Genomic DNA, 25,466 nt, shown 5'->3' on the forward strand with positions numbered 1-25,466 from the left:
AAACCCTTTTGCCACCATTCCCCTTTGCACCGCATTTCCGCAAGGCTAGGGTTCGGCCAAACCACAGGAGGATGCCATGCGCGAGATACATCACTGGATCGACGGTCAGGAGTACAAGGGCACGTCGGGCCGCTTCGCCGATGTCTTCAACCCCGCCACTGGCGAGGTGCAGGCCCGCCTGTCGCTGGCCACCAAGGCCGAGCTGAACCATGCCGTGGCGCAGGCCGCCAAGGCCCAGGTCGCATGGGGCGCCACCAACCCGCAGCGCCGCGCCCGGGTGATGATGGCCTTCGTGGGGCTGATCAACCGCGACATGGACAAGATGGCCGAGGTCCTGTCCTCGGAACATGGCAAGACCTTCGCCGACGCCAAGGGCGACATCCAGCGCGGGCTGGAGGTGATCGAGTTCTGCATCGGCGCCCCCCACCTGCTCAAGGGCGACTTCACCGACAGCGCCGGTCCCGGCATCGACATGTATTCCATGCGCCAGCCCTTGGGCGTGGTGGCGGGCATCACGCCCTTCAACTTCCCCGCCATGATCCCGCTGTGGAAGATGGGCCCGGCGCTCGCCTGCGGCAACGCGATGATCCTCAAGCCGTCCGAGCGCGACCCCTCGGTGCCGCTGATGCTGGCCAAACTGCTGCAAGAGGCGGGCCTGCCCGACGGCGTGCTGCAGGTGGTCAACGGCGACAAGGACAGCGTCGACGCGATCCTCGACAACGAGACGGTGCAGGCGGTGGGCTTCGTGGGCTCGACGCCCATTGCGCAGTACATCTACGAACGCGCCGCCCAGAACGGCAAGCGCGCGCAATGCTTCGGCGGCGCCAAGAACCACATGATCATCATGCCCGATGCCGACCTGGACCAGGCGGCGGATGCGCTGATCGGGGCGGGCTACGGGGCGGCGGGCGAACGCTGCATGGCGATCTCGGTCGCGGTGCCGGTGGGCGAGGCCACCGCCGACGCGCTGATCGAGAAGCTGATCCCGCGCATCGAGAAGCTGAAGGTCGGCCCCTGGACCGCCGGGACCGACATCGACTACGGCCCGGTCGTGACCAAGGCCGCCAAGGAGAACATCCTGCGCCTCGTGCAGACCGGCATCGACCAGGGCGCCGATCTGGTCGTCGACGGCCGCGACTTCAACCTGCAGGGCTACGAGGACGGCTTCTTCGTGGGCCCGCATCTCTTCGACCGCGTGACGCCCGACATGGACATCTACCGGACCGAGATCTTCGGCCCCGTCCTGACCACCGTCCGCGCCGCCAGCTACGAGGAGGCGATCGGCCTGGCCATGGACCACGAATACGGCAACGGCACGGCCATCTACACCCGCGACGGCGACACCGCGCGCGACTTCGCCAGCCGCATCAACATCGGCATGGTCGGCATCAACGTCCCCATCCCGGTGCCGCTGGCCTATCACACTTTCGGCGGCTGGAAGAAATCCGGCTTCGGCGACCTGAACCAGCACGGCCCGGACGCGTTCCGCTTCTACACGCGCACCAAGACCGTGACCGCGCGCTGGCCCTCGGGGATCAAGGAAGGCGGAGAGTTCAACTTCAAGGCAATGGACTGACCTCTTCATCTTGGCAGAAATATCCCGCAGGGGGTCCGGGGGGCGCGCAAGCCCCCCGGCACTCGCGGGACGCAAAACCCCCCAAGGCACCACGCGACCACGGCTCCCACCGACAGGGCCCCGAATGACACAAGACCCCGACTTCACCCTCGGCATCGAGGAAGAATACCTGCTCGTCGATGCCACCAGCTTCCAGCTGGCTGCCGCGCCCCCGGCGCTCATGGCAGCTTTGGCCGACGATCTGGGCGATCAGGTCAGCCCGGAATTCCTGCGCTGCCAGATCGAGATCGGCACCCCCGTCGCCCCTGACATCCGCCAGGCGGGCGACCTGCTGCGCCATCTGCGCGCGACGGTCGCCACCCGCGCGGCGGAACACGGTCTGGCGCCGATCTCGGCCTCGTGCCACCCCTTCGCCGACTGGCGCCAGCAGGACCATACCGACAAGGACCGCTACAACCAGCTGTCGCGCGACATGGGCGGGGTGGCGCGGCGCATGCTGATCTGCGGCATGCATGTCCATGTGGGCATTCCCGATCCGGCGCAGCGGATCGACCTGATGGGACAGATGGCCTATTTCCTGCCGCATCTGCTGGCGCTGTCGGCCTCCAGCCCCTTCTGGTTGGGGCAGGACACGGGGCTCGCGTCCTACCGCACCACGGTCTTCGGCGACATGCCCCGCACCGGCCTGCCCCCGGCCTTCGGCTCTTGGGCCGAATTCGAGCGCTCGGTCGCGGCGCTCACCGATCTGGGCATCCTCGAGGACAGCTCCAAGATCTGGTGGGACCTGCGCCCCAGCAGCAAGTATCCGACGCTGGAGACCCGAATCTGCGACGCCTGCCCGCATGTCGAGGATGCGCTGACCTTGGCGGCGCTGACCCAGGCGACCCTGCGCATGCTGTGGCGCCTGTCGCGCAGAAACCAGCGCTGGCAGCAATACGAGCCCTTCCTCTTGAACGAGAACCGCTGGCGCGCCGCCCGCTACGGCACGACCGAGGGGTTGATCGACTTCGGCGCGGGCGCCATCCTGCCCTTCGACCGCATCGCCGAGGACTGGCTGGAGCTGATCGCCGAGGATGCCGATGCCCTAGACAGCCAGCCCTTCGTCGCGCGGCTGCGCGGGATGGTGGCGGGCGGCACCTCGGCGCAGGCGCAGCGCGACGTGGCCGCCCGCGCCCGCGCCGCCGGGGCCAGCGAGGACGAGTCACTGCAGGCCGTTGCCCGCCACCTGACCGAGGCGTTCCGCCGCGACCTGTGACATGCGGGGTTGCAACAATCCTGCAACATCTGCCACCTACACACTGACCAATTCACGGCCGCCGGGGAGGGAGACCGCATGGATTTCGCAATGACCGAGGAACAGCAGGCCATCTTCGACATGGCCCGCGACTTCGGCCAGACCCGCATCGCACCGCATGCGCGGGACTGGGAACGGCAGGGCACCATCCCGCGCGACCTGTGGCCCGACGTGGCGGCCCTGGGTCTGGGCGGCATCTTCGTCTCCGAGGAGCAGGGCGGCGCGGGCCTGTCGCGGCTGGACGGGACGCTGATCTTCGAGGCGCTGGCGATGGCCTGCCCCTCGGTCGCCGCGTTCCTGTCGATCCACAACATGTGCGGCGGGATGATCGACCGCTTCGGATCGGCCGAGGACCGCCAGGCCTGGCTGCCCGGCCTTTGTGCGATGACGACGGTGTTCAGCTATTGCTTGACCGAACCGGGCAGCGGCTCGGACGCGGCGGCGCTGCGCACGCGGGCCGACCGGACGGACGAGGGCTGGCGCATCAACGGCACCAAGGCCTTCATCTCGGGCGGCGGCTATTCGGATGCCTATGTCACCATGCTGCGCACCGGGGCCGAGGGGCCGCGCGGGATCAGCACGGTGATCGTGCCCACCGATGCCCCGGGCCTGTCCTTCGGCGCGCCCGAGGACAAGATGGGGTGGCGCGCCCAGCCCACGACGCAGGTGCAGTTCGACGACTGCACCGTCCCCGCCGCCAACCTGCTGGGCGACGAGGGCCGGGGCTTCGCCTATGCGATGGCGGGCCTGGACGGCGGGCGCCTGAACATCGCCGCCGCCGCCTTGGGGGGCGCGCAGGCGGCGCTGGACGCGACACTGACCTATATGGGCGACCGGCAGGCCTTCGGGCAGGCGCTGGACCGCTTCCAGGCCCTGCAGTTCCGCCTGGCCGAGATGGAGACCGCGCTGCAGTCCAGCCGCATCTTCCTGCGGCAGGCGGCGTGGAAGCTGGACCAAGGCGCGCCCGACGCCTCGAAATTCTGCGCCATGGCCAAGCTGCATGTCACCGACCGCGCCTTCGAGGTGGCCAACCAGTGCCTGCAGCTGCATGGGGGCTATGGCTATCTGGCCGATTACGGGATCGAGAAGATCGTGCGCGACCTGCGCGTCCACCAGATCCTGGAGGGCACGAACGAGATCATGCGCCTGATCATCAGCCGCGCCATGATCGCGGACCGGGGGTAGGGCATGGACGATCTGGACATCCGCATCGCGGGCCGGGCGGGCCGCATCACCCTGACCCGCGAACGGGCGCTGAACGCGCTGACCCATGATATGGCGCAGGCCCTTCATCGGGCGCTGGACGGCTGGCGCGACGATCCCGCCGTGGCGCTGGTCGTCATCGACGCGGCAGGCGACCGGGCCTTCTGCGCGGGCGGCGACATCGCGGCGGTCTTTCATGCGGGCATGGCGGGCGATCATCAGCTGGGCCGCGACTTCTTTCGCGACGAATACCGCATGAACGCGGCCATCGCGACCTTCCCCAAGCCCATCGTGGCCTTCATGCAGGGCTTCGTCATGGGCGGTGGCGTGGGGGTCGGCGGCCATGCCAGCCACCGGATCGTCGGTGACACGACCCGGATCGCCATGCCCGAAAGCGGCATCGGCCTGATCCCCGACGTGGGCGGCAGCTGGCTGCTGGGCCGCGCGCCGGGCCGGATCGGCGAATACCTGGCACTGACCGGCGCGCGGATGGGCCCGGGCGATGCGATCCATGCGGGCTTTGCCGATCTCTACATCCCCGAGGCGGACTGGCCCGACCTGATTGCCCGGCTGGAGCGGGACGGCGACGTCTTCGCCCTGACCGGCCAGCCCGTCCCGGCGGCGGTGCTGGACCGGCGCGACCTGTCGGCCTTCGGCGGGCGGCACCTGCCCGACATCGTCGCCGCGCTGGAGGCGGCAGGCGACGACGAGGCGCTGGCGGCCCTGCGGCGGAACTCTCCGCTGTCGATGGCGGCGGGGCTGGCGCTGGTCCGGGCCGCGCGGGCCGACCACCGGATGCAGCAGTCGCTGACCCGCGAATACCGCTTCACCGCCCGCGCCACCGCCGAGAGCGACTTCCTGGAAGGCGTGCGCGCGCAGATCATCGACAAGGACCGCAGCCCGCGCTGGCAGGCGGGCGCGGACGAGGACAAGGTGCGCGCCCTGCTGGCGCCGCTGGATCAGGACGACTTGCTGTGGGAGGACGCGGAATGAGGATCACCGTCATCGGACTGGGCAACATGGGCGCGCCCATGGCCGCCAATCTGGCCGCCGCCGGGCACGCGGTCAAAGGCTTCGACACCGCGGCCCCCATGCCGCCGGGCGTGAGTGCCGCCGCCAGCGCCGCCGAGGCCGTGGGCGAGGCCGAGGTCGTCGTGACGATGCTGCCGAACGGCGCCATCCTGCGGGCGGTGGCCGACCAGATCATCCCGGCCATGACGCCGGGCGCGCTTCTGTGCGACTGCTCGACGGTCGACGTGGACAGCGCCCGGGCCGTGGCGGACCTCGCGCGAGCGGCGGGCCTCGGGGCGCTGGACGCGCCGGTCTCGGGCGGGATTGGCGGGGCGCAGGCCGGGACGCTGACCTTCATGGTCGGAGGCCGGCCCGAGGATTTCACGCGCATGGAGCCGCTGTTCGGGATCATGGGCCAGAAATCCGTGCATTGCGGCGACAGCGGGGCGGGCCAGGCGGCCAAGATCTGCAACAACATGATTTTGGGCGTGACCATGATCGCCACCTGCGAGGCCTTCGGCCTGGCCGACAGGCTGGGGCTGGACCGGCAGAAGATGTTCGACGTCGTCTCGACCAGCTCGGGCTACAGCTGGTCCATGAACGCCTATTGCCCGGCGCCGGGCGTCGGCCCGACCTCGCCCGCCGACAACGGCTACAAACCCGGCTTCGCGGCCGAGCTGATGCTGAAGGACCTGACGCTGGCGCGGCAGGCCGCCGAATCGTCGGGAGCCGAGACGCCGATGGGCGCGATGGCCCGGCAGCTCTACGAGGATTTCGTGCAGCATCAGGGGGGGGCCGGACGCGACTTTTCCGCCATGTTGACACGGTTCCAGACCGTACCATCCTGACGCGGGACTTGTCGGGCCCGGGCATTTGACTTTTGATGCCGGGCGATGGCGATACGACGGATCTTCACGACGCGGCGGGGCAGGCTGATCTGCGTCCTCGGCCTTCTGGGGGCCGCCGGTGGCTATGCGCTGTCGGGAACCGACGCCTGCCAGGCCAAGGCGCAGGAACCCGCCGTCTATCCCGTCGTGGGCGAAACCCCCTCGCCCGACCAGATCCGCCTGATCGACAATCCCGGCAGGGTCGGGCTGGGCCCGGGCCATCCCGGCAGCCGCTTTGCCATCGTCGCGGGCCATCTGGTCCGCATCGATGCGGTCACGGGCCGAATCCAGTCCATCCTCCGGCCCCTGCCCCACCTGCCCGACTGAGGCATTCCTGCCATATGCATGGCCGCCATGCATCGACATGCGGAACAGTTGACCCCATGTCGTGTTGGACCCAGAGCAATCTCGAGGACAAGATGACGCCGCTGCACCCCTTTGCTGCCGTGGCGGCAGGGGCCATGATGGGTCTTGCCGCGCTGACAGCACCCTTCTCCGTGACCCAACCCGGCGCGGCCGACTGGCCGCCCTGCCCCGAGGCCTGCGTGACGGCCGCCGCGACCGCCAGCCCCGAGGTCGGCGATGTTGTCACCATGGCGCGGCTGCACATCATCACCCATCCCGGCCGCTACGGCCTGTCCGACCCCCCCAAGGGCGAGCATTTTGCCGTGCTGGACGGGCGTCTGGTGCGGATCCATGCCGAGACGCTCAAGGTACGCTCGGTCCTGCGGCCGATCACTGTCATCCTCGACTGAGCGTCGTCAGCCGTCCAGCAGGGCGCGCGCGGCCTCGGTCGCGGCCTCGGTGACGCGGTCGCCGGACAGCATCCGCCCGATCTCGGCCACACGCTCGGGCGCGGACAGCGCCACCACGGTCGAGGTCGTCATCCCCTCGGAGACCGACTTCGACACCCGGAAATGCACCGCCCCCAGGGCCGCGACCTGCGGCGAGTGGGTGATGACCAGCACCTGGGCACCTTGGGCCAGCGCCTGCAGGCGGCGGCCCACCGCATCGGCGGTCGCCCCGCCCACGCCGCGGTCGATCTCGTCGAAGATCATCACCAGTGCATCGTTGCCGCGCGCCAGGCAGACCTTCAGCGCCAGAAGAAAGCGCGACAGCTCCCCGCCCGAGGCGATCTTGTCCAAGGGCCCCGACGGCGCGCCGGGGTTCGTGGCGACCGTGAAGGCGACCGTGTCGCGCCCCTCGGGGCCGGGATCTCCGGGCGAGACGACGGTCAGGAAGACCGCGCGCTCCATCTTCAGCGGGATCAGCTCGCCGGTCACGGCGGCGTCCAGCCGGGTCGCGGCCTCGGTCCGGGCGGTGGTCAGCGCGGCGGCGGCGGCGTCATAGGCGGCCTCGGCCTCGCGGGCGGCGGCCTTCAGCGCGGCCATCTGCGCCTCGCCGGCATCGATCCGCTCCAGCCGGTCGCGCAGCTGCCCGGCCAGACCGGCCAGGTCGTCGGGCAGGATGTCGTGCTTGCGGGCCAGCGCGCGCAGGGCGAACAGCCGCTCCTCGGTGCTTTCCAGCGCCGAGGGGTCGAAATCCAGCGCCGACAGCGCGTCCTCGATGCCCTGCGTCGCCTCGCCCAGCTCGATCAATGCGCGCGACAGGGCGGCCAGCGGCGCGTCCAGACGACCCTCGGCCTGGGCCGCGGCGCCCTCCAGCCAGCGGGCGGCATCGACCATCGCGGTCTCGGCGCCGTTGCCGCCCAGCATCTGCAGCGCACGGGCCACGTCGTCGCGGATGCGCTCGGCCCCCTGCATGGCGCGGCGGGCGATGTCCAGACGCTGCTCCTCGCCGGGTTCGGGGGACAGCTTGTCCAGCTCGGCCACGGCGTGGCGCAGATAGTCCTCTTCCTGTCGGGCCGCGGCAAGCGCTGCCTCGGCCTCGGCCAGCGCCCGCGCCGTCTCGCGCCGCGCGGTCCAGGCGGCGCGCACGGGCGTCAGGTCCATGGCCCCGAAGGCATCCAGCAGCGCCCGGTGGCCGCGCGGGTTCAGCAGGCCCCGGTCGTCATGCTGGCCGTGCAGTTCCACCAGCACCTCGGACAGCTGCCGCAGCACCTCGCCCGAGACGCGGCGGTCGTTCACCCAGCCCGTCTTGCGCCCGTCCAGCCCGTTGGTGCGGCGCAGGATCAGCTCGCCCTCCTCGACGGTGATGCCCGCCCCGGCCAGGATCTCGCGCGCGGGATGGATGTCCGGCAGATCGAACACCGCCTGCACCTCGCCCTGCACCGCGCCCTGGCGCACCAGCTCGGCGCGCGAGCGCCAGCCCAGCACGAAGCCCAGGCAGTCCAGCAGGATCGACTTGCCCGCCCCCGTCTCGCCGGTCAGCACGTTCAAGCCCGGACCGAAGGCCAGGTCCAGCCGGTCGATCAGCAGCATGTCGCGGATGTCGAGCGATCTCAGCATGGGACGGCGCGCGGCCGGATCTGCATTACAGCCAGCGCCCCTGGATGGTCTGACGATAGACGTTGCTCAGCCAGTTGTCGCCGCGCACCTCGGGCGACAGCCCGCGCCCGCGCAGCTGGCGGAAGGCGTCGTCGTAGAAGGGCGAGGACTGGAAGTTGTGGCCCAGGATCGCGCCCGCCGTCTGCGCCTCGTCGGGCAGGCCAAGCGCCAGATAGGCCTCGACCAGACGCAGCAGCGCCTCGGGGGTCTGGGTGGTGGTCTGGAACTCCTCGACCACGACGCGGAAGCGGTTCACCGAGGCCGCGTAATGCCCCTGCTTGAGGTAGTAGCGCCCGATCTCCATCTCTTTCGCGGCGAGGTGGTCGAAGGCCAGGTCGAACTTGAGGATCGCGCTGCGGGCATATTCGCTGTCGGGATACTGCTCGATCACCGTGCGCAGGCCCTGCAGGGCCTGGAAGGTCAGACCCTGGTCGCGGCCCACGTCGTCGATCTGGTCGTAATAGGACAGCGCCAGCAGATATTGCGCATAGGCCGCATCCTCGTCGCCGGGATAGCTGTCCAGAAAGCGCTGCGCGGCGCCGCGCGCCTCTTCGTAGTTGCCGGCGCGGTGGTTGCCATAGGCCTGCATGATCAGCGCGCGCCGCGCCCATTCGGAATAGGGATAGAGCCGCTCGATCTCGCTGAAATAGAAGACGGCATCGGCGGGCTTGCCGCTGTTCTCCAGCTCGAACTCGCCGCGCTTGTAGATGTCCTCGGCGGTGAACTGGTCCAGGTTCTGCCGCAGCGCCGCGTCGCGGTCGCCGGCGCAGCCCGTCAGGACCAGACCCGCCAGCGCCGCAGCCATCACCGAAGCCGACAATTTCGAGCCCGCCATCTTCACCCTGCCCTGCAATTTCTGCCGCCCCGCATCCCCTCGGGGCCGCGCTGCCGGCATCCTCTAGCACAGAACATCAGGGGGCGCAAAATGGCAATCCGTTGAATTCCGCGTGGGCGCGGGCCCGTCCCCGCGGCAGGCCGCGACCGGACGGGCGGGGCCCGTCACTCGGCGGCAATGGCGGCCGCGGGGTTGTGCAGGGCATAGCCCGCGACGCCGGCACCGGGCAGGCGATCCTCCAGCTCGGGGCTGCACAGCTCCCAGGCCCAGGCCGTGGGATCGGCGAACAGCGCCCGCAGCAGGCGGTTGGTCATCGCATGTCCGGCGCGGTGGCCGGTGTAGCGCGCCAGCAACGGCGCCCCGGCCAGCGCCAGATCGCCGGTGGCGTCCAGCATCTTGTGGCGCACGGCCTCGTCCGCATGGCGCAGGCCGCCGGGGGTCAGGATCCGACCGCCATCGACCACGACCGCGTTCAGATAGGTGCCGCCCAAGGCCAGGCCGTTGCGGCGCATCGTCTCGACGTCCGAGGCGCGGCAGAAGGTGCGGCTGTCGGCCAGCTCGCGCAGGAAGGCGCCATTGGCCATGTCCAGCCGCTTTTCCTGATGCCCGATCGCGGCATCGGTGAAGTCGATCTGGAAGTCGATCTCGAGGTGGTCGGCGGGCGACAGGCGGGCGAAGGCCTCGCCCTCCCGGATTTCCACGGGGCGCAGCACGCGGATGGCGCAGAGCGCGGCGGCCTGACGGCGGATGCCCACCTCCAGGATGCCTTGCACGAAGGGCGCGGCCGAGCCGTCCAGGATCGGGATCTCGGGGCCGTTGACGGTGACCAGCGCATTGTGGATGCCGGTGCCGGCCAGAGCGGCCATCACATGCTCGACGGTCGACAGGGTGACGCCCTGCCCGTCGTCCAGCAGCGTGCACAGCCGGGACGGCGTGACATGGTCCCACAGGGCGGGGATCTCGACGGCGGGGGTCAGGTCGGTGCGGCGGAAGACGATGCCATGGCCGGGACGGGCGGGATGCATGGTCAGCCGCGCGGCGGCACCGGAATGCAGCCCCACGCCCGAGAATGTCACCTTGTCTTTCAGCGTCGCCTGCATGATCTGCCTGCCTTCCGGATCCGTCATCGTCAGGCACGGTGCCTGTCTGCATTCCAGCTAGGCGTGCTCCGGCGCGCGTTCAATTAACGTTTTGTGACGGGGTGAAACATTCCCCCCCGTTCCGGCCGCAACCTGTGGGGGTTTTTCCCCTAAACGGTTGCGTTCAAACAGCAAAAGGGCCGCGTGATGCGGCCCTTCGGGTCTGGGGATGTGCCGGCTTCGTGAAGCGGATCAGTTCGCCTGACGGCGCAGGAAGGCCGGGATCTCGACATTGTCCTGGGGGCTGTCGGGGCTGGCCAGATCGTCGAAGTCGGTGTCCTGCTGGCGGGCGCGGACGGCCACGCGCTCGTTCACGCGCTCGGCGATCGATGAGGCGGCGGGCTTCTGGCCGCCCTGGTCCGATCCGTGACCGGCCATCCGCTCCAGCATGCGGCCCAGACCGCTCATGCGGCTGTTGGCACCGGGGGCGGGCTGCGGGGCGGGCGCGGGCTGGGCTGCGGCGCGGCCATGGTTGTCCACCGCGCGGCGCAGGCGGTCCATCACCTCGGGCGCGGGCTGACCGGCGCGGGCACCGGCGGGCGCCCGGGGCGCCACGAAGGCCGAGGCGTCGTCGTCGATCCGCACGGCGGCCGTCTGGCGGGCATTGTCGCGCGGCTGGTAGGCCGGCTGCGGCATGTCCTCTTCGGCGCGGGTCGTGTCGGCACGCAGGGCGGGCGCATCGGCCTGGGCCGAGGGCGCGACGACGCGGCGCGGCGGGATCTGCGGCTCGTCCTGGGCGGCCTGACCGACCGAGGGGTTCTGCGTCAGCGGCGCGGCCATGCTGCGGCGGGGCGAGGGCGTTTCGGCGACGGCCACGGCGGCATCGATGCCGGTGGCGACGACCGAGACGCGGATCGCGCCGTCCATGTCCGGGTCCAGCGTGGAGCCGACGATGATGTTGGCGTCGCTGTCGACCTTGTCGCGGATGACGTTGGCGGCCTCGTCCAGCTCGAACAGGGTCATGTCATAGCCGCCGGTGATGTTGATCAGCACGCCGCGGGCGCCGTTCAGGCTGATCTCGTCCAGCAGCGGGTTGGCGATGGCGCGTTCGGCGGCTTCCTGGGCGCGGTTCTCGCCCGAGGCCTCGCCGGTGCCCATCATCGCCTTGCCCATCTCGTCCATGACCGCGCGCACGTCGGCGAAGTCGAGGTTGATCAGGCCCGGGCGGACCATCAGGTCGGTCACGCCCTTGACGCCTTGGTACAGCACGTCGTCGGCCATCGCGAAGGCGTCGGTGAAGGTGGTCTTTTCGTTCGCCAGACGGAAGAGGTTCTGGTTCGGAATGATGATCAGCGTGTCCACGACCTTCTGGAGCGCCTCGACGCCCTCCTCGGCCTGGCGCATCCGCTTGGTGCCCTCGAACTGGAAGGGCTTGGTCACGACGCCGACGGTCAGGATGCCCATCTCGCGGGCGGCCTGGGCGATGATCGGGGCCGCACCGGTGCCGGTGCCGCCGCCCATGCCGGCGGTGATGAAGCACATATGTGCGCCCATCAGGTGGTCGACGATGTCCTCGATCGTCTCTTCGGCGGCCTTGGCGCCGATGGTCGGCTTGGCGCCGGCGCCCAGTCCCTCGGTGACCTTGGGGCCCATCTGGATGCGGCTGGTCGCGCGGCTCTGCTGCAGCGCCTGCGCGTCCGTGTTGGCGACGACGAACTCGACACCATCAAGCTGTTTCTGAATCATGTTGTTGACGGCGTTGCCGCCCGCGCCCCCGACACCGAACACGGTGATGCGCGGCTTCAGCTCTTCTTCGTCGTTCATCATCAGATTGAGGTTCATCTTGTCCGCCTGTTTTTCGCTGCCTGGCTGTCGGGCGCGAGTTTTCCGCTCGAATCCCTTTTGTTTAACCGTGATCGTATCCATTCGGGCCAGTTGCGTCACCCGAAAAACGTGGAACTGCCGCAAAATCTGGCCCGTCTGCCCGGCGCGGTCGGCGGTATCTTGCCAACCGCGCTGAATATGGTGGCGACCGCCCCAAGGACCCCTATTCCGCGTGGTGCATCGCCTACCAGTTGTTCTTGAACCAGCGATAGGCCCTGCGCAGGCTGCGTGCCGGATAGCGGTCGGCCAGCATCTCGAAGTCCCACCACTCGTCCTGCGGATGTGCGGCGAACAGCGCCAGTCCCACCGCGCTGGAGAAGCTGGGATCGGTCAGCTGATGGGCCAGACCGTCGATGCGCAGGGGTCGCCCGCAGCGGACGTTCGGCCCCAGGATGCGGGTCGCCAGACCGTCCAGACCGGGGATCTGGCTGCCGCCGCCGGTCAGCACGATCTGCTGGCTGGGCATGCAGTCGAAGCCCGCCGCGTCCAGCACCTCGCGGACATGCTCCAGGATCTCCTCGACGCGGGGGCGCATGACGCCGATCACGTCGGCGCGGCTGACCTGGCGACGGTCGGCCTCCCAATCGCCGGTCTCGCCGCCCACGTCGATCATGTCGCGGTCGTCGCGGCCCGTCGCCTCGACGCCGCCGTTCAGCGTCTTCAGCCGCTCGGCCAGGGGCAGGTTCACCCGCAGCCCCTGCGCGATGTCCTGGGTGATCAGGTTGCCGCCGATGGGGACATGGTCGGAAAAGATCATGTGCTTCTTGATGAAGATCGACACGCCCGTGCCGCCGCCGCCGAAATCGATGCAGGCCGAGCCCAGCTCCTGCTCGTCCTCGACCAGAGAGGCGCGGGCCGAGGCATAGGGGGCCGAGGCGATGCCCGCCAGCTCCAGGTCGCAGCGGCGGATGCATTGCACCAGGTTGCCGATCACGTCTCCGTCCACGGTCAGCACATGCATGTCGCAGAACAGCTTGTTGCCCAGATGGTCGCGCGGATCGGCTAGGTTGCTGCGGTTGTCGACGGCAAAGTTCACCGGCTGCGCGTGCAGCACCTCGCGCCCGCGGCCGAAATCGGGCGGATCGCAGGCGGCCAGCGCCTGCGCCACGTCCTGATCGCCGACCTTGCCCGAGGCCAAGGTGATCTCTCCGGCCAGCCCGTAGGAGGCCGGGCGCCCGCCCGACAGGCAGGCGATGACGTGATCGACGCGCACGCCCGCGACCTTCTGCGCGGCGGCGACGACGGTGCGGATCGCGCGCTCGGTCTCGGCCATGGTCTCGATCTCGCCGCGCCGCATGCCGCGCGAGCGGGTCGAGGCGGCGCCGATCACGCGGAAGTTCACCTGCCCCGCCATCGGACCCACGCCGTCGGTCTCGCGGAAGGTGCCGGTCCCGTCGAAGCGCAGCACGAGGCAGGCGATCTTCGAGGTGCCGATGTCCAGGATGCCGATCACGCCGCGCTGCAGGGCGGCGCCCCGCATGTTCCGCATGGCGCGTTGGGTCTGGTACAGGTCTGCCATTCGCCGGTCCCTCATCTGATCAGCCTTCGGTCTCTTCGGGCAGGACGGTCCCGTCCGGCGCCAGCAGCGGCAGGCCCCGGGCGGTGCGGATCGTGTTGCGGGCATCCACGCCGAGGCGCAGCACCGGGCGCTGCGGGTCGCGCAGGTCGACCGTGACGATGTCGCGGCCCAGCATGTCCTCGGCCCGGTCCATGGCGATGGCGGCCTCGAGCGCGATGACCGCGCCGGTCTCGGGCAGCAGGATGCGCTGTCCGTGATCCAGCACCAGATCCCACCGCCGCTCGCCGCGCCGCACCAGCCCGCGCACGCGGGGCAGGATCGGCCCCGCCGCGTCGAACAGCGCCAGCGCCTCGACGGTGGCCAGTTCCGCCCCCTCGCCCGAGATCATCGGCAGTTCCGGGCGCACCTCGCGCGAGGTGACGGAGGCCACGCGATGGCCGCCCGCATCCAGCATGTCGATGCCGCGCGCATGGCGCCACAGGATCGCGGGTTCGCGTTCCTTGACCACCGCCGACAGGATGCCGCCGGGCTTGACGCGCAGGTCGATCGTCTCGATCGCGTCCAGCTGCATCACCTGAAGCCGCAGCGCCGCCAGGTCGATGTCGAAGCTGGAGGCCGGCAGGTCCACCGGCAGCATGGCCCGCAGCGCGCGGTCCACGACCGGCGAGGCGCCCTCGATCGTCATCACCCGGACCTGGAATTCGTCGCGGCTCTGCACATTGGTCACGACCGAGCTGACATTGTCGGTCAGCATCGCGCGGCGATCCTCGTCGGCCAGCCACAGCCCGCCCACCATCGCCAGCAGGAAGGCGGGCACGCCCACCCGCAGCACCCGGCGGTAGAGGGGCGTCAGCCACATCCGTTCCAGCCGGTACTTCAGCCGCGAGGGGGCGGGGTCGCGCTTCTGTCGGGGGCCGGGCGGGGTCACCTGCTTGCCGGGGCGGTGGTCGATCACGATCGGCACAGCGCGTCCTCCACCATCCACGACATCAGAGCCGGGAAGTCGATCCCCGCATGGGCGGCCTGTTCGGGCGCGAGACTGGTGGGGGTCATGCCGGGCTGGGTGTTCACCTCGAGGATGATCAGCCCGGCCAGGCCGCGCGCCTCGTCCCACCGGAAATCGGTGCGCGTCAGGCCGGTGCAGCCAAGCGCCCGATGCGCGCGCAGGGCCATGTCCAGGCAGGCGTCGCGGATGGCGTCGGGGATGTCGGCGGGGATCACGTGGCGCGAGCCGCCGACCGTGTACTTGGCGGCGTAGTCGTACCAGCCCTCGGTCAGGATCTCGGTCACGTCCAGCGCGCGGTCGCCCATCACGGTGGTGGTCAGCTCGCGCCCGGGGGCGTAGGTTTCCACCATCACCCGGGCGGGCATGTCATCTGCCAGCTGCGGCGGCTGGTTGGCGCCGTCATGGACGATGTAGACGCCGACCGAGGATCCCTCGTCATTGGGCTTGACCACATAGGGGGGCGGGATCACGTGGCGGCGGCGCACCTCGTCGGCATCGGCGATCACGCTTTCCACGACCGGCAGCCCGGCGCCGCGGAAGGTCTGCTTGGCGCGGGTCTTGTCCATCGCCAGGGCCGAGGCCAGCACGCCGGAATGGGTATAGGGCAGGTCCAGCCAGTGCAGCAGGCCCTGCACGCAGCCATCCTCACCCAAGCGGCCATGCAGCGCGTTGAAGACGACGTCGGGGGACACATCCGTGAGACGGCGGACGATCTCGTCCCCGCGCTCGGCGCCGAGAACGATCTCGGTCACCTGATATCCCGCCACCCTCAGCGCATCCGCGCATTCGCGTCCCGAGGACATCGACACCTCGCGTTCAGCCGAGGGTCCGCCCATCAGAACGGCGACAGAGTGGGCTGTCCTGCTCGACCTGCCCGCCACGTTTTCGCCTTTCGCGCCCGGTTGATCCGGGCTTCATCTGTTGCGCGCCCCCTTGGACGGGGGCGTCATCTGCGACAAAGGATACAGGCAAAGCCCTGACCGCAAAAGCGCAATTTAGACGTGTGGGGCAGAATGTTGGCGGGTTGCCGCCGTCTTGCGCAGGCCCGGCGGCTCAGCCCTCGTCGGGGGCCGGATCGCCGATGCGGATGACCTCCCATTCCAGGTCGTGGCCGCTGTCCTCCAGCACGCGGCGGCGGACCAGCTCGCCCAGGGCCTCCAGCTCGGCGGCGGTGGCGCCGCCGGTATTCAGCAGGAAATTGGGATGCTTTTCAGACATTTGCGCGCCCCCCCAGCTGTGGCCGCGCAGGCCCGCGCGGTCGATCAGCGACCAGGCCTTGAGGTCGTGGCTGTCGTCGGGAAGGCCGGTCGAGCTGAAGCCCGCCGGGTTGCGGAAGGTCGAGCCGGCGCTGCGGTCGCGGGTGGGCTGGCTGGCGTCGCGCCGGACCAGCTGGTCGGCCATGCGGGCGTGCAGGGCGTCGGGATCGCCGGGGGCGGCGCGCAGCCGGGCGCGGGTGATGACCCAGTCCGCGGGCAGCAGCGTCTGGCGATAGGCGAAGGACAGATCGTCCGGCGTCAGGACGACGATGCGGCCGTCGCGGGTGACGGCCTCGGCGTCGATCAGGTGGTCGGCCAGATAGCTGCCGTAGCAGCCCGCGTTCATGCGCACGGCGCCGCCGATGCTGCCGGGGATCGTGCGAAGGAAGGTCAGGTCCAGCCCGGCCTCGGCGGCGCGACGGGCCACCTGCGCGTCCAGCGCGGCGGCGCCTGCGGTGACGATTTCCCTTTCGATCTCAACGGTGTTGAAGGCGCGGCCAAGGCGGATCACCACGCCCCGGATGCCGCCGTCGCGCACGATCAGGTTGCTGCCCACGCCCATCGGAAAGACCGGCACGCCCGGGTCCAGCGCCGCTAGGAAATCGGCCAGATCGGCGGTGTCGGCGGGCTGGAAGAGCCAGTCGGCGGGGCCTCCGACCCGAAGCCAGGTGAGGGTGTCCAAGGGACGGTCGGGGGTCAGGCTGCCGCGCGGGCGGGGAAGGTCGCTGCTCATGAGGGCGGGTGGTAGCCAGCCGGGCCGCGCCCGTCAACCGAGGGCGCGCAACGGCAGCGCGCGGTGGGGGTGGTGCCGGGGTGGGGGGCGGGGCCCCAAAGGCCAGCGATTGCTGGGAAAAGGGCCTCACCGGGCGTGCACCGGGGCGGCACAGGCCGGGCACAGGGTGTACACAGGTCGCGGGCGGTGGGTTAAGGAATGGGCAGGATCCGGCGCATCCGAAGGACCGGCCCGGACCAGATCAGATCAGCAGGGTCGCCGTGGCCAGTCCGGCGGCGGCCAGCAATGCCAGCGCGGTGAGGATCCCGGTGGGGCGGCGCCAGACGACGGGGTGGCGGCGCAGCGCGGCCAGGGCCAGACCGGCGAGGCAGCCCAGAAGCGCCGGGATGACCGTGAAGGTCTGCGCGGTGATCGCGGCCAGGTCGTGAAAGCCCCCCTGCCCCCGCGCCGCCAGATAGAGTTGCAGCGCGATCGCGGCCAGCAGCACCGACAGGATCGCCAAGGGCCAGCGCATCTGCAGTCGCGCGCTGCCCCAGGAGATGAGAGCCGCGCCCGCACCGCAGGACCCGGCGATGATCCAGGGAGTCACGGACGCCCCTCGGGACCGCCCGCGAAGGGTGCCGAGTCCGGGGGCCCGGCGGTCTCGCGGGCCTCGGGGGTGCGGCGGCGGCGGCGGGCGGTGGGGCGGCCCAGCAGGATCAGCAGCCCCAGCCCCAGCCCGCCCACGCCGACGCCTGGCCCCCAGAGCAGCGTGAGCCAGCCCAGGGCCGGAACCCCGGCCAGGATCAGCGCCCAGGTCGCGCGCAGCTGCCAGCGCGCGGGCAGCTGCGCCACCAGGCAGGCCAGCACCAGCCACAGCGCCACCAGCGCCAAGGCGAGCCCCGCATGGCGCGGCTGCGTCGCCAGGAAGGTCAGGTCGGGCAGCCCGGTCACGCGGCCTTGCCCTGCAGGCGGCCCGGCAGGCTGTTGGCCCAGGCCGAGATGGTGCCCGCGCCCAGACAGACCACCATGTCGCCGGGGCGGGCCTGTTCGCGCACGAGGCGTTCCAGATCATCCTCGGACAGGATGGCGCGGGCGTGGCGGTGGCCATGGGCGATCAGCCCCGCCACCAGATCGTCGCGCGAGGCGCCGGGGATGGGATCCTCTCCGGCCGAATAGACCTCGGAGATGGCGACCACGTCCGCCTCGTTGAAGCAGGTGCAGAAATCCTCGAAAAGCGAGGAGAGACGCGAATAGCGGTGCGGCTGGTGGACCGCGATCACGCGGCCCGTGCTGGCCTGGCGCGCGGCCTTGAGGACGGCGGCGATCTCCACCGGGTGATGGCCGTAATCGTCGATGATGGTCACGCCGTCGATGGTGCCCACGCGGGTGAAGCGGCGGCCCACGCCCGCGAATCGAGCCAGCGCCTCGCGGATCTCGGATTTCTTGATGCCCAGATGGCGGGCCACGGCCACGGCGGCCAGCGCGTTCGAGACGTTGTGATCGCCGGGCATGGGCAGGGTGCAGCCCTCGATCATCGGGGTCTCGGCGCCCGTCGCCTCGCCCTGCAGGGCGATGTCGAAATGCGCGATCCCGTCGGCATAGCGCAGGTTCACCGCGCGCACGTCGGCCTGGGCGTTGAAGCCGAAGGTCACCACGCGGCGGTCGGTCAGGCGCCCCACCAGCGCCTGCACCTCGGGGTGGTCGGTGCAGCAGACGGCGAGGCCGTAGAAGGGGATCGACGAGGCGAAGTTGGTGAAGGCCTGGCGCAGCGCATCAAAGCTGCCCCAATGCTCCATGTGCTCGGGGTCGATGTTGGTGACGATGGCGATGTCGGCGGGCAGGCGGTTGAAGCTGCCGTCGGATTCGTCGGCCTCGACAACCATCCATTCGCCCGCGCCCGCCCGGGCGTTCGAGCCATAGGCATGGATGACGCCGCCATTGATGACGGTCGGATCCAGTCCGCCCGCATCCAGCAGGGTCGCGACCATCGTGGTGGTCGTCGTCTTGCCATGGGTGCCCGCGATGGCGATGTTCGATTTCAGGCGCATCAGCTCGGCCAGCATCTCGGCCCGGCGCACGATGGGCAGGCCGCGCAGGCGGGCCTCTTCCAGTTCGGGATTGCCCTTCTTGATGGCGGTCGAGATGACGATGACGCCCGCGCCCGCCACGTTCTCGGGGCGCTGGCCCTCGAAGACGGTGGCGCCCAGGGTTTCCAGCCGGTCGGTGATCTTGGATTTCTTGGAATCGCTGCCCTGCACGCGATAGCCCAGGGTCAGCAGCACCTCGGCGATGCCCGACATGCCGATGCCGCCGATTCCCACGAAATGGATGGGGCCCAGCTCTCCGGGCAGTTTGGTGGCGGCGTTCATCGTGAAATCTCCTCGACGAGGTCATAGAGGCGCTGCGCCGCATCGGGGCGCGCCAGGGACAGGGCCGCCTGCGCCATGGCCGTGGCCTGCGCGGGGTCGGTCAGGATCGCGCGGATGTCGCGCGTGAGGCTTTCCGCGTCAAGGACGGATTCGGGATGGACATGGGCCGCCCCCGCCTCGGCCAGGGCCTGCGCGTTGGCGGTCTGGTGATCGCCGGTGGCGGCGGCGAAGGGGATCAGGATGGCGGGGCGGCCGATCACGGTGATGTCGGCCAGCGACGAGGCGCCCGAGCGGCTGACGACCAGATGGGCCTGGGCCAGGCGGTCGGGCACGTCGGTGAAGAAGGGCTGCACCTCGGCGGTGATGCCGGCCTGGGCATAGGCGGCGGTGACGCGGTCGGCATCCTCGGCCCGGGCCTGATGGCTGACGCGCAGGCGGGGGCGCAGGTCGTCGGGCAGCGCCGCGACGGCTGTGGGCACGATGTCCGAGAGCACCCGCGCGCCCTGGCTGCCGCCGATGACCAGCAGGTTCAGCGGCCCGTCCGGGGTGGGTGCGGCATAGGGGGCGGCGGCACGGTCCAGCACGGTGCCGCGGACCGGGTTGCCGACATGGGTGCCGGTGATGCCCGGCGGCAGGTCGGTGGGCCATGTGCCGCAGGCGATGCGGTGGACGCGGGGCGCGAAGAGGCGGTTCACCCGCCCCATCACGCCGTTCTGTTCGTGGATCAGGCGCGGCAGTCCCATCAGCCGCGCCGCCGACAGCGCCGGAATGGTGGGATAGCCGCCGAAGCCGATCACCACCGAGGGGCGGTCGCGGCGGAAGGCGGCGCGGGCGGCCAGGACCCCGGCGGCAATGCGGAAGGGCGCGGCCAGCTTGCCCGCCAGCCCGCCCCGCGCGGTGGTGGCCGAGCTGACCACCTGCCGCGCCACGGCCTCGGGGAAGCCGCCCGCATAGCGCGCGCCCCGGTCGTCGGTGGACAGCTTGACCCGCCAGCCGCGGTCCAGCAACAGCTCGGCCAGCGCCTGCGCGGGGAACATGTGCCCGCCGGTGCCTCCGGCGGCGATCAGCGCCAGCGGCGCGCGCGCAGGGACCGACATCAGCGGCCCCGGCGCAGGATTTCGGCGAACTCGCCCCGCGGCCGCGTGCGGGTCAGCGCCAGCAGCATCCCCACCGCGATGCCCGAGGCGATGACCGATGAGCCGCCATAGCTGACGAAGGGCAGCGTCATGCCCTTGGCCGGCAGCAGCCGCACCGCGACGCCCATGTTGATCAGCGCCTGCACGCCGAAGGCGCAGGCCAGGCCCGTGCCCGCGATCCGCGCGAAGGGATCGCGTTCGCGCACCAGCCGCAGCAGCGAGCGCAGGACGATGGTCATGTAGAGAAGGATGATCGTCAGCACCATGACGAAGCCGTATTCCTCGGCCGCGACGGCGATGATGAAGTCGGTATGCGCGTCGGGCAGCGACCATTTCACCTGCCCCTCGCCCACGCCGACGCCGAAGAAGCGGCCCTCCTGAATGGCGTTGGTGGCGAAGTAGATCTGGGTGTTGGCGTCGATCTCGGACGACAGGAAGCTGTTGATGCGGCGGGCGAAATGTTCCGAGGCGTTATAGGCGAAGAGGCCGCCCAGGCCCGCCATGCCGGCCACGGCGACCATCAGGATCACCGGCGATCCGGCGACGAAATACATCACCAGCCAGGAGAAGAGGACCAGCGAGGCCTGCCCGAAATCGGGCTGCAGCGCCAGAAGCACCACGATGACCATCGCCGCGATGAAGGAATAGAGCTTGCCCGGCGGCCCGCCCACCTCTTGCGCCGAGGCCATGAACCACGCGCAGAGCGCCACGAAGCCGGGCTTGAGGAACTCGGAGGGCTGGATCGAGACGAAGCCCAGGGACAGCCAGCGCGTGGCCCCCTTGCCGAAATCGGTGCCGACGAACGGCAGGGCCAGGATCAGCAGGAACGAGATCGCGAATCCCAGCACGCCGATGCGGCGGATCTGGCGCGGCGGCAGCATCGAGACGATCAGCATGACCAGAAGACCCAGGGCCCCGAACACCGCCTGCCGCTGCACGTAGTAGAATCGCGGCAGGTTGTTCTTTTCCGCCAGGGGCACCGAGGCGGCCAGCCCCAGCAGAAGCCCGATGGCGAACAGCCCCAGCACGCAGGCCAGGGCCCATTTGTCCAGGGTCCGCCACCAGCGGGGAAGAATCGGGTCGCCTGCGCGCACGGGCGCGGCGCCGAACACCATCTCGGTCATGGGAATACCGCCGTCACTGCCTCTACCTGTCCGGTTTTCCCGGATCTGCCGTCAAGAATAGCGCGATTGTGGCCTTGGCGCTACGCCTAATCCGGATCCGGCAGCGGCATCGTGATTTTCGGGAACCCGGGGCGCGCGGGCCGCTTCGGAGGCCCCTGCCCTACCCCAGGGCGGCCAGCGCCGGGAAGGTCTCGAGCAGCCAGAAGCTGAGCGCCGAGAAGGCGCCGGTCAGCAGCATCAGCCCCACGATCACCAGAAGCGCGCCCATCACCCGCTCGATCGTCTTCAGCCAGGGCTTGATGCGGTTCATGAAGCCGATGGCGCGGTTGATGAAGATCGCCGCCAGCAGGAAGGGGATGCCGAGGCCAAGGGCATAGACGGCCAGCAGCGCGGTGCCGCGCGACAGCTCTCCGCCGGTGGCGGCCAGCGACAGGATCATGCCCAGCTGCGGGCCGATGCAGGGCGTCCAGCCGAAGGCGAAGGCCAGGCCCAGCACATAGGCGCCGAAGGCCCCGCCGCCCTGCTGCCCCGCCTCCAGCCGCGCCTCGTGATCGAGGAAGGGGATGCGGATGACATGCAGGAAATGCAGGCCCATGATGATCACCATGCCCCCCGCGACCCGGGCCAGGATGTCCTGGTATTGCAGGAAGGCCCGCCCGAAGGCCGAGGCCGCGACCCCCATGACCAGGAACACCGTCGAGAGGCCCATGACGAAGAACAGCGCCGGCAGGACCGCGCTGCGTTCGCCGGTCTTGAGCCCGTTCACGCCCACCCCGGTCATGTAGGCCAGATAGGGCGGCACGATCGGCAGCACGCAGGGCGAGAGGAAGGACAGAAGCCCCGCCAGCAGCGCCACGAAGGCGGCGGGCAGAAAGGCGGCGGTGGCAAGCTCGATTCCCAACATGGGGGGCACCTTAGCCGCTGGCGCCGTGAAGGACAGGGGTCATGGCGTCACGCCTTCGTGGGAGGGGGCGGCGCGGCGTCACGTCCGATGGGGGACAGGGCGGTGCCGGCGCGGGACCGCGGGCCCCTCCGCGAAGGGAGGGCCGCGGCGCAGCGCAAAGGGCGCGGTGTTGCCACCGCGCCCTTTCGTCACCGGGCCGCCGGGGCCCGGGTCATGGGACTGGCCTCAGCTGCCCGACCACCAGCCGCGGCGCTTGGACTGCGGGGCGCTGTCCTGCGTGGCGGGCTGGGGCTGGTTGGCCGGGGCCGGAGGGGCTGCCGGTGCCGGGGCCGGAGCGGGCGCCGGGATCGGGGCGGGGGCGACGGCATAGCGGGTGTCGTCGTCCTCCTCGGGTGCCTCGGCCTCGGGCTCCACCGGGGCGGCGGCGCTTTCGACCATGGCTTCGGCGATGGCCTCGGCCTCGGGGATCGCGTCGGGCGTCAGGGCAGCGACCGGGCTTCCGAAGGGCGTGGCGCCGTCGGCCTGGGCCGCGCTGCGCATCTGGCTGGCCTCGGGGTCCGAGACGGGGGCGGCCTGATCGGGCAGCGCCTCGGCCCGGCCATCGCGGCCGTCATCCAGATCCATCACCTCGGGCAGCGCCTCGGCATCGACCGGCCTGCGCGACCGGCCACGACCGCGCGAGCGGGTGCGGCGGCCGTTCCCGGCGGGCTCGGCCTCGGCTTCCGCCGGGGCGTCGGCTGCGGGCTCGTCGGATGCGGCATCGGCCATCGCGGGTTCAGCGGCCTCGGTCGCCTGACGCTCGTCGTCGCGGTCGTCGCGATCCTGGCGTCCGCCGCGACGGCGGCTGCGGCCCGAGCGGGTCGGCGCGGGGCTGTCCTCGGTCTCGGTCTCGACCTCGGCCTCGGAGGTCGCGTCGTCGGCGCCCTCCTCGTCCTCGTCATCGTCCTGGTCGTCGCCCGAACGCATGTCCTGGCCCTCGGTCTCGGACCGGTCGCCGGACTTGCGGCGGCGACGACGGCGGCGGCGGCGCGAGCGGCCCTCGCCATCGGCATCGGCATCCCCCTCGGATCCGCGGGCCTCGGGCTCGGCGTCGGACCGGGCGGGGGCCGGCGCGGCCTCGGCCTCGGGTTCCTCGGCCATGGCCTCGATCGGCTGGTCGATGTCGTCCAGGTCCTCCTCGTCGTCGATGCTGGCCATCAGGTCGGCATTGACGCCCAGGGGCACCTTGGAGGGCTCGGGCAGGACCCGGGTGGCGGTCTTGAACTTCTCGATCGCGTAGTCGGGCGAGACGAGGGCCGGATCGGCCTCGACGCGCACGGACATGCCGTAGCGTGCCTCGATGTTCGCCACATGCTCGCGCTTGCCGTTCATCAGGAAGTTGGCCACCGCGATCGGCGCCTTGACCAGGACCTCGCGCGAGCGCTTGCGCGTGCCCTCGTCCTCGATGGCGCGCAGGATGGTCAGCGCCAGGCTGTCATCGCTGCGAATGAGGCCGGTGCCATGGCAATGCGCGCAGGGCTGGGTGGTGGATTCCAGCATGCCGGGGCGCAGGCGCTGGCGCGACATCTCCATCAGGCCGAAGCCCGAGATGCGGCCGATCTGGATGCGGGCGCGGTCGGACTTGAGCTTGTCCTTGATGCGCTTTTCCACCGCCGCGTTGTTGCGGCGTTCGTCCATGTCGATGAAGTCGATGACGATCAGGCCGGCCAGGTCGCGCAGGCGCAGCTGGCGGGCGACCTCGTCGGCCGCCTCCAGGTTGGTCTTGAGCGCGGTCTCCTCGATCGAGCCTTCCTTGGTGGCGCGGCCCGAGTTCACGTCGATGGCGACCAGCGCCTCGGTGATGCCGATGACGATGTAGCCGCCCGACTTCAGCTGGACGGTGGGATTGAACATGCCGGCCAGATAGCTTTCGACCTGGAAGCGCGCGAAGAGCGGCATCTGGTCCTGGTAATGCTTCACGCTGTCCGTGTGGGTCGGCATGATCATCTGCATGAAGTCGCGCGCCGCCTGATAGCCGCGCTCGCCCTCGACCAGCACCTCGTCGATGTCCTTGGAATAGAGATCGCGGATGTTGCGCTTGATCAGGTCGCCTTCCTCGTAGATCGGCGCGGGCGCGATCGAGCGGAAGGTCAGTTCGCGGATCTGTTCCCACAGGCGCAGCAGGTATTCGTAGTCGCGGCGGATCTCGGTCCGGGTGCGCTCGCTGCCGGCGGTGCGGATGATCAGGCCCGCGCCCTTCGGCACGTCCAGCTCTCCGGCGATGTCCTTGAGCTTCTTGCGGTCGGCGGCATTGGTGATCTTGCGGGAGATCCCGCCGCCGCGCGCGGTGTTGGGCATCAGGACGCAGTAGCGGCCCGGCAGCGACAGGTAGGTGGTCAGCGCGGCGCCCTTGTTGCCGCGCTCTTCCTTGACGACCTGCACCAGCATGATCTGGCGGACCTTCACGACCTCTTGGATCTTGTAGCGGCGGGCGCGGGGCTTCCTGGGGGCGCGGACCTCTTCGGTCAGGTCCTCGTCGGCCACCGATTCGATCTCGTCGTCCTTGTCGGAAGCGTCCTGGCCCTGGGCCTCGTCGCCGTCCGAGGTCGTCTCGTCATCCTGCTCGGCACGTTCGGCGCGCTCGGAGCGCGAGCTGCGACGCGAGCGGCCGCGCTCTTCCTCGGCCTCCTGGGCGTCGGCATGGGCGCGTTCCTCGGCCTTGAGGGCCTCGCGGTCGGCGGCGGGGATCTGGTAATAGTCGGGGTGGATCTCGGCGAAGGCCAGGAATCCGTGGCGGTTTCCGCCGTAATCGATGAAGGCCGCCTGCAGCGAGGGCTCGACCCGCGTCACCTTCGCGAGATAGATGTTCCCCGCGATCTGGCGGCGGTTGGCCGTCTCGAAGTCAAATTCCTCGACCTTGGTTCCGTCGACCACGACCACCCGAGTTTCCTCGGCATGGGTGGCGTCGATCAGCATTTTCATTGCCATGTTCTTGTCTTTCGCGCAGCCGGATGCCGGGCGGCGCCAGTGACGCCCCCCGGACCGGTCTGCGGTGTGATGGGGACACGGGCGCGCGACCGGCGACGACGTTCGGACCGGCGGTGCCCGTGGCCCGCCCGTCCTGAAGTCTGCCGTCCAAAGCGCGCGTCATCGCGTCTGTTCCTTCGAATGACCCGGTGCCGGAGGTCCGGCCGGGCCGCTGTCGGTCTCGCCCCCGGCACGGTCCCGAAAACGGTGGCGCG

22 protein-coding genes are annotated in these 25,466 nt (G+C 70.3%); 7 read left to right on the forward strand and 15 right to left on the reverse strand.

Annotated features, from left to right (window positions below):
• Nucleotides 1–76: 76 nt before the first annotated feature.
• From E4191_RS11360 to E4191_RS11390, 7 genes are all read left to right on the forward strand, one after another.
• Entirely contained in the window at nt 77–1,576 is a 1,500-nt protein-coding gene (locus tag E4191_RS11360; protein ID WP_135313504.1) for a CoA-acylating methylmalonate-semialdehyde dehydrogenase, read from the forward strand.
• A 124-nt stretch (nt 1,577–1,700) separates the two neighbouring features.
• Entirely contained in the window at nt 1,701–2,831 is a 1,131-nt protein-coding gene (locus E4191_RS11365; RefSeq protein WP_135313505.1) for a carboxylate-amine ligase, read from the forward strand.
• A 78-nt stretch (nt 2,832–2,909) separates the two neighbouring features.
• The gene (locus E4191_RS11370) at nt 2,910–4,055 is read left to right on the forward strand and encodes an acyl-CoA dehydrogenase family protein (RefSeq protein ID WP_135313506.1); all 1,146 of its coding nucleotides are present in this window, start codon (nt 2,910–2,912) and stop codon (nt 4,053–4,055) included.
• A gap of 3 nt (nt 4,056–4,058) precedes the next feature.
• Entirely contained in the window at nt 4,059–5,066 is a 1,008-nt protein-coding gene (locus E4191_RS11375) for an enoyl-CoA hydratase/isomerase family protein (protein WP_135313507.1), read from the forward strand.
• A complete protein-coding gene (mmsB, locus tag E4191_RS11380) occupies nt 5,063–5,932 on the forward strand; it encodes a 3-hydroxyisobutyrate dehydrogenase (protein ID WP_135313508.1) in 870 nt (289 codons plus the stop codon). The genes E4191_RS11375 and mmsB overlap by 4 nt, the downstream gene beginning before the upstream one ends.
• 45 nt (nt 5,933–5,977) lie before the next feature.
• Nucleotides 5,978–6,298: a hypothetical protein gene (locus E4191_RS11385; RefSeq protein WP_135313509.1), complete on the forward strand. Its 321-nt coding sequence runs from the start codon at nt 5,978–5,980 to the stop codon at nt 6,296–6,298.
• A gap of 92 nt (nt 6,299–6,390) precedes the next feature.
• Entirely contained in the window at nt 6,391–6,726 is a 336-nt protein-coding gene (locus E4191_RS11390) for a hypothetical protein (protein WP_135313510.1), read from the forward strand.
• Between the two features lie 6 nt (nt 6,727–6,732).
• Here E4191_RS11390 and recN read toward each other — a convergent pair whose 3' ends face one another.
• The 15 genes from recN to E4191_RS11465 all read right to left on the reverse strand — a co-directional run bounded on the left by recN (nt 6,733) and on the right by E4191_RS11465 (nt 25,212).
• Entirely contained in the window at nt 6,733–8,379 is a 1,647-nt protein-coding gene (gene recN, locus E4191_RS11395; RefSeq protein WP_135313511.1) for a DNA repair protein RecN, read from the reverse strand.
• A 25-nt stretch (nt 8,380–8,404) separates the two neighbouring features.
• Nucleotides 8,405–9,253, reverse strand: coding sequence for an outer membrane protein assembly factor BamD (locus tag E4191_RS11400; RefSeq protein ID WP_135313512.1), 849 nt, complete (start codon nt 9,251–9,253; stop codon nt 8,405–8,407).
• A 164-nt stretch (nt 9,254–9,417) separates the two neighbouring features.
• Nucleotides 9,418–10,353, reverse strand: coding sequence for a UDP-3-O-acyl-N-acetylglucosamine deacetylase (gene lpxC, locus E4191_RS11405; RefSeq protein WP_135314444.1), 936 nt, complete (start codon nt 10,351–10,353; stop codon nt 9,418–9,420).
• Nucleotides 10,354–10,584: 231 nt separating this feature from the next.
• Nucleotides 10,585–12,174, reverse strand: coding sequence for a cell division protein FtsZ (gene ftsZ / locus E4191_RS11410; protein WP_135313513.1), 1,590 nt, complete (start codon nt 12,172–12,174; stop codon nt 10,585–10,587).
• 226 nt (nt 12,175–12,400) lie between these two features.
• Nucleotides 12,401–13,735, reverse strand: coding sequence for a cell division protein FtsA (gene ftsA, locus E4191_RS11415; RefSeq protein ID WP_135313514.1), 1,335 nt, complete (start codon nt 13,733–13,735; stop codon nt 12,401–12,403).
• 19 nt (nt 13,736–13,754) lie between these two features.
• Complete coding sequence (locus tag E4191_RS11420; RefSeq protein WP_228461267.1) at nt 13,755–14,699, reverse strand: cell division protein FtsQ/DivIB; 945 nt, start codon at nt 14,697–14,699, stop codon at nt 13,755–13,757.
• Entirely contained in the window at nt 14,687–15,622 is a 936-nt protein-coding gene (locus tag E4191_RS11425; RefSeq protein WP_135313515.1) for a D-alanine--D-alanine ligase, read from the reverse strand. The genes E4191_RS11420 and E4191_RS11425 overlap by 13 nt, the downstream gene beginning before the upstream one ends.
• A 172-nt stretch (nt 15,623–15,794) precedes the next feature.
• Nucleotides 15,795–16,730 (reverse strand): UDP-N-acetylmuramate dehydrogenase, encoded by a 936-nt coding sequence (gene murB / locus E4191_RS11430; RefSeq protein WP_135313516.1) that lies wholly within the window; start codon nt 16,728–16,730, stop codon nt 15,795–15,797.
• A gap of 241 nt (nt 16,731–16,971) precedes the next feature.
• The gene (locus E4191_RS11435) at nt 16,972–17,319 is read right to left on the reverse strand and encodes a hypothetical protein (protein ID WP_135313517.1); all 348 of its coding nucleotides are present in this window, start codon (nt 17,317–17,319) and stop codon (nt 16,972–16,974) included.
• A complete protein-coding gene (locus E4191_RS11440; protein WP_228461269.1) occupies nt 17,316–17,663 on the reverse strand; it encodes a DUF2484 family protein in 348 nt (115 codons plus the stop codon). Before E4191_RS11440 ends, E4191_RS11435 begins: the two co-directional genes overlap by 4 nt.
• On the reverse strand, nt 17,660–19,081 hold the full coding sequence (gene murC / locus E4191_RS11445; RefSeq protein WP_135313518.1) for a UDP-N-acetylmuramate--L-alanine ligase: 1,422 nt from the start codon (nt 19,079–19,081) through the stop codon (nt 17,660–17,662). The genes E4191_RS11440 and murC overlap by 4 nt, the downstream gene beginning before the upstream one ends.
• Nucleotides 19,078–20,178 carry a UDP-N-acetylglucosamine--N-acetylmuramyl-(pentapeptide) pyrophosphoryl-undecaprenol N-acetylglucosamine transferase gene (locus E4191_RS11450; protein ID WP_135313519.1) on the reverse strand — a complete coding sequence of 367 codons (1,101 nt, stop codon included), beginning with the start codon at nt 20,176–20,178 and terminating at the stop codon, nt 19,078–19,080. The genes murC and E4191_RS11450 overlap by 4 nt, the downstream gene beginning before the upstream one ends.
• Nucleotides 20,178–21,341, reverse strand: coding sequence for a putative lipid II flippase FtsW (ftsW, locus tag E4191_RS11455; protein WP_135313520.1), 1,164 nt, complete (start codon nt 21,339–21,341; stop codon nt 20,178–20,180). Before ftsW ends, E4191_RS11450 begins: the two co-directional genes overlap by 1 nt.
• Before the next feature lie 160 nt (nt 21,342–21,501).
• A complete protein-coding gene (locus E4191_RS11460) occupies nt 21,502–22,245 on the reverse strand; it encodes a cytochrome c biogenesis CcdA family protein (protein WP_135313521.1) in 744 nt (247 codons plus the stop codon).
• 225 nt (nt 22,246–22,470) lie between these two features.
• Entirely contained in the window at nt 22,471–25,212 is a 2,742-nt protein-coding gene (locus E4191_RS11465) for an Rne/Rng family ribonuclease (protein WP_135313522.1), read from the reverse strand.
• Nucleotides 25,213–25,466: the final 254 nt, after the last annotated feature.

It is taken from the genome of Paracoccus liaowanqingii, assembly GCF_004683865.2.
Classification (GTDB): Bacteria; Pseudomonadota; Alphaproteobacteria; order Rhodobacterales; family Rhodobacteraceae; genus Paracoccus; species Paracoccus liaowanqingii.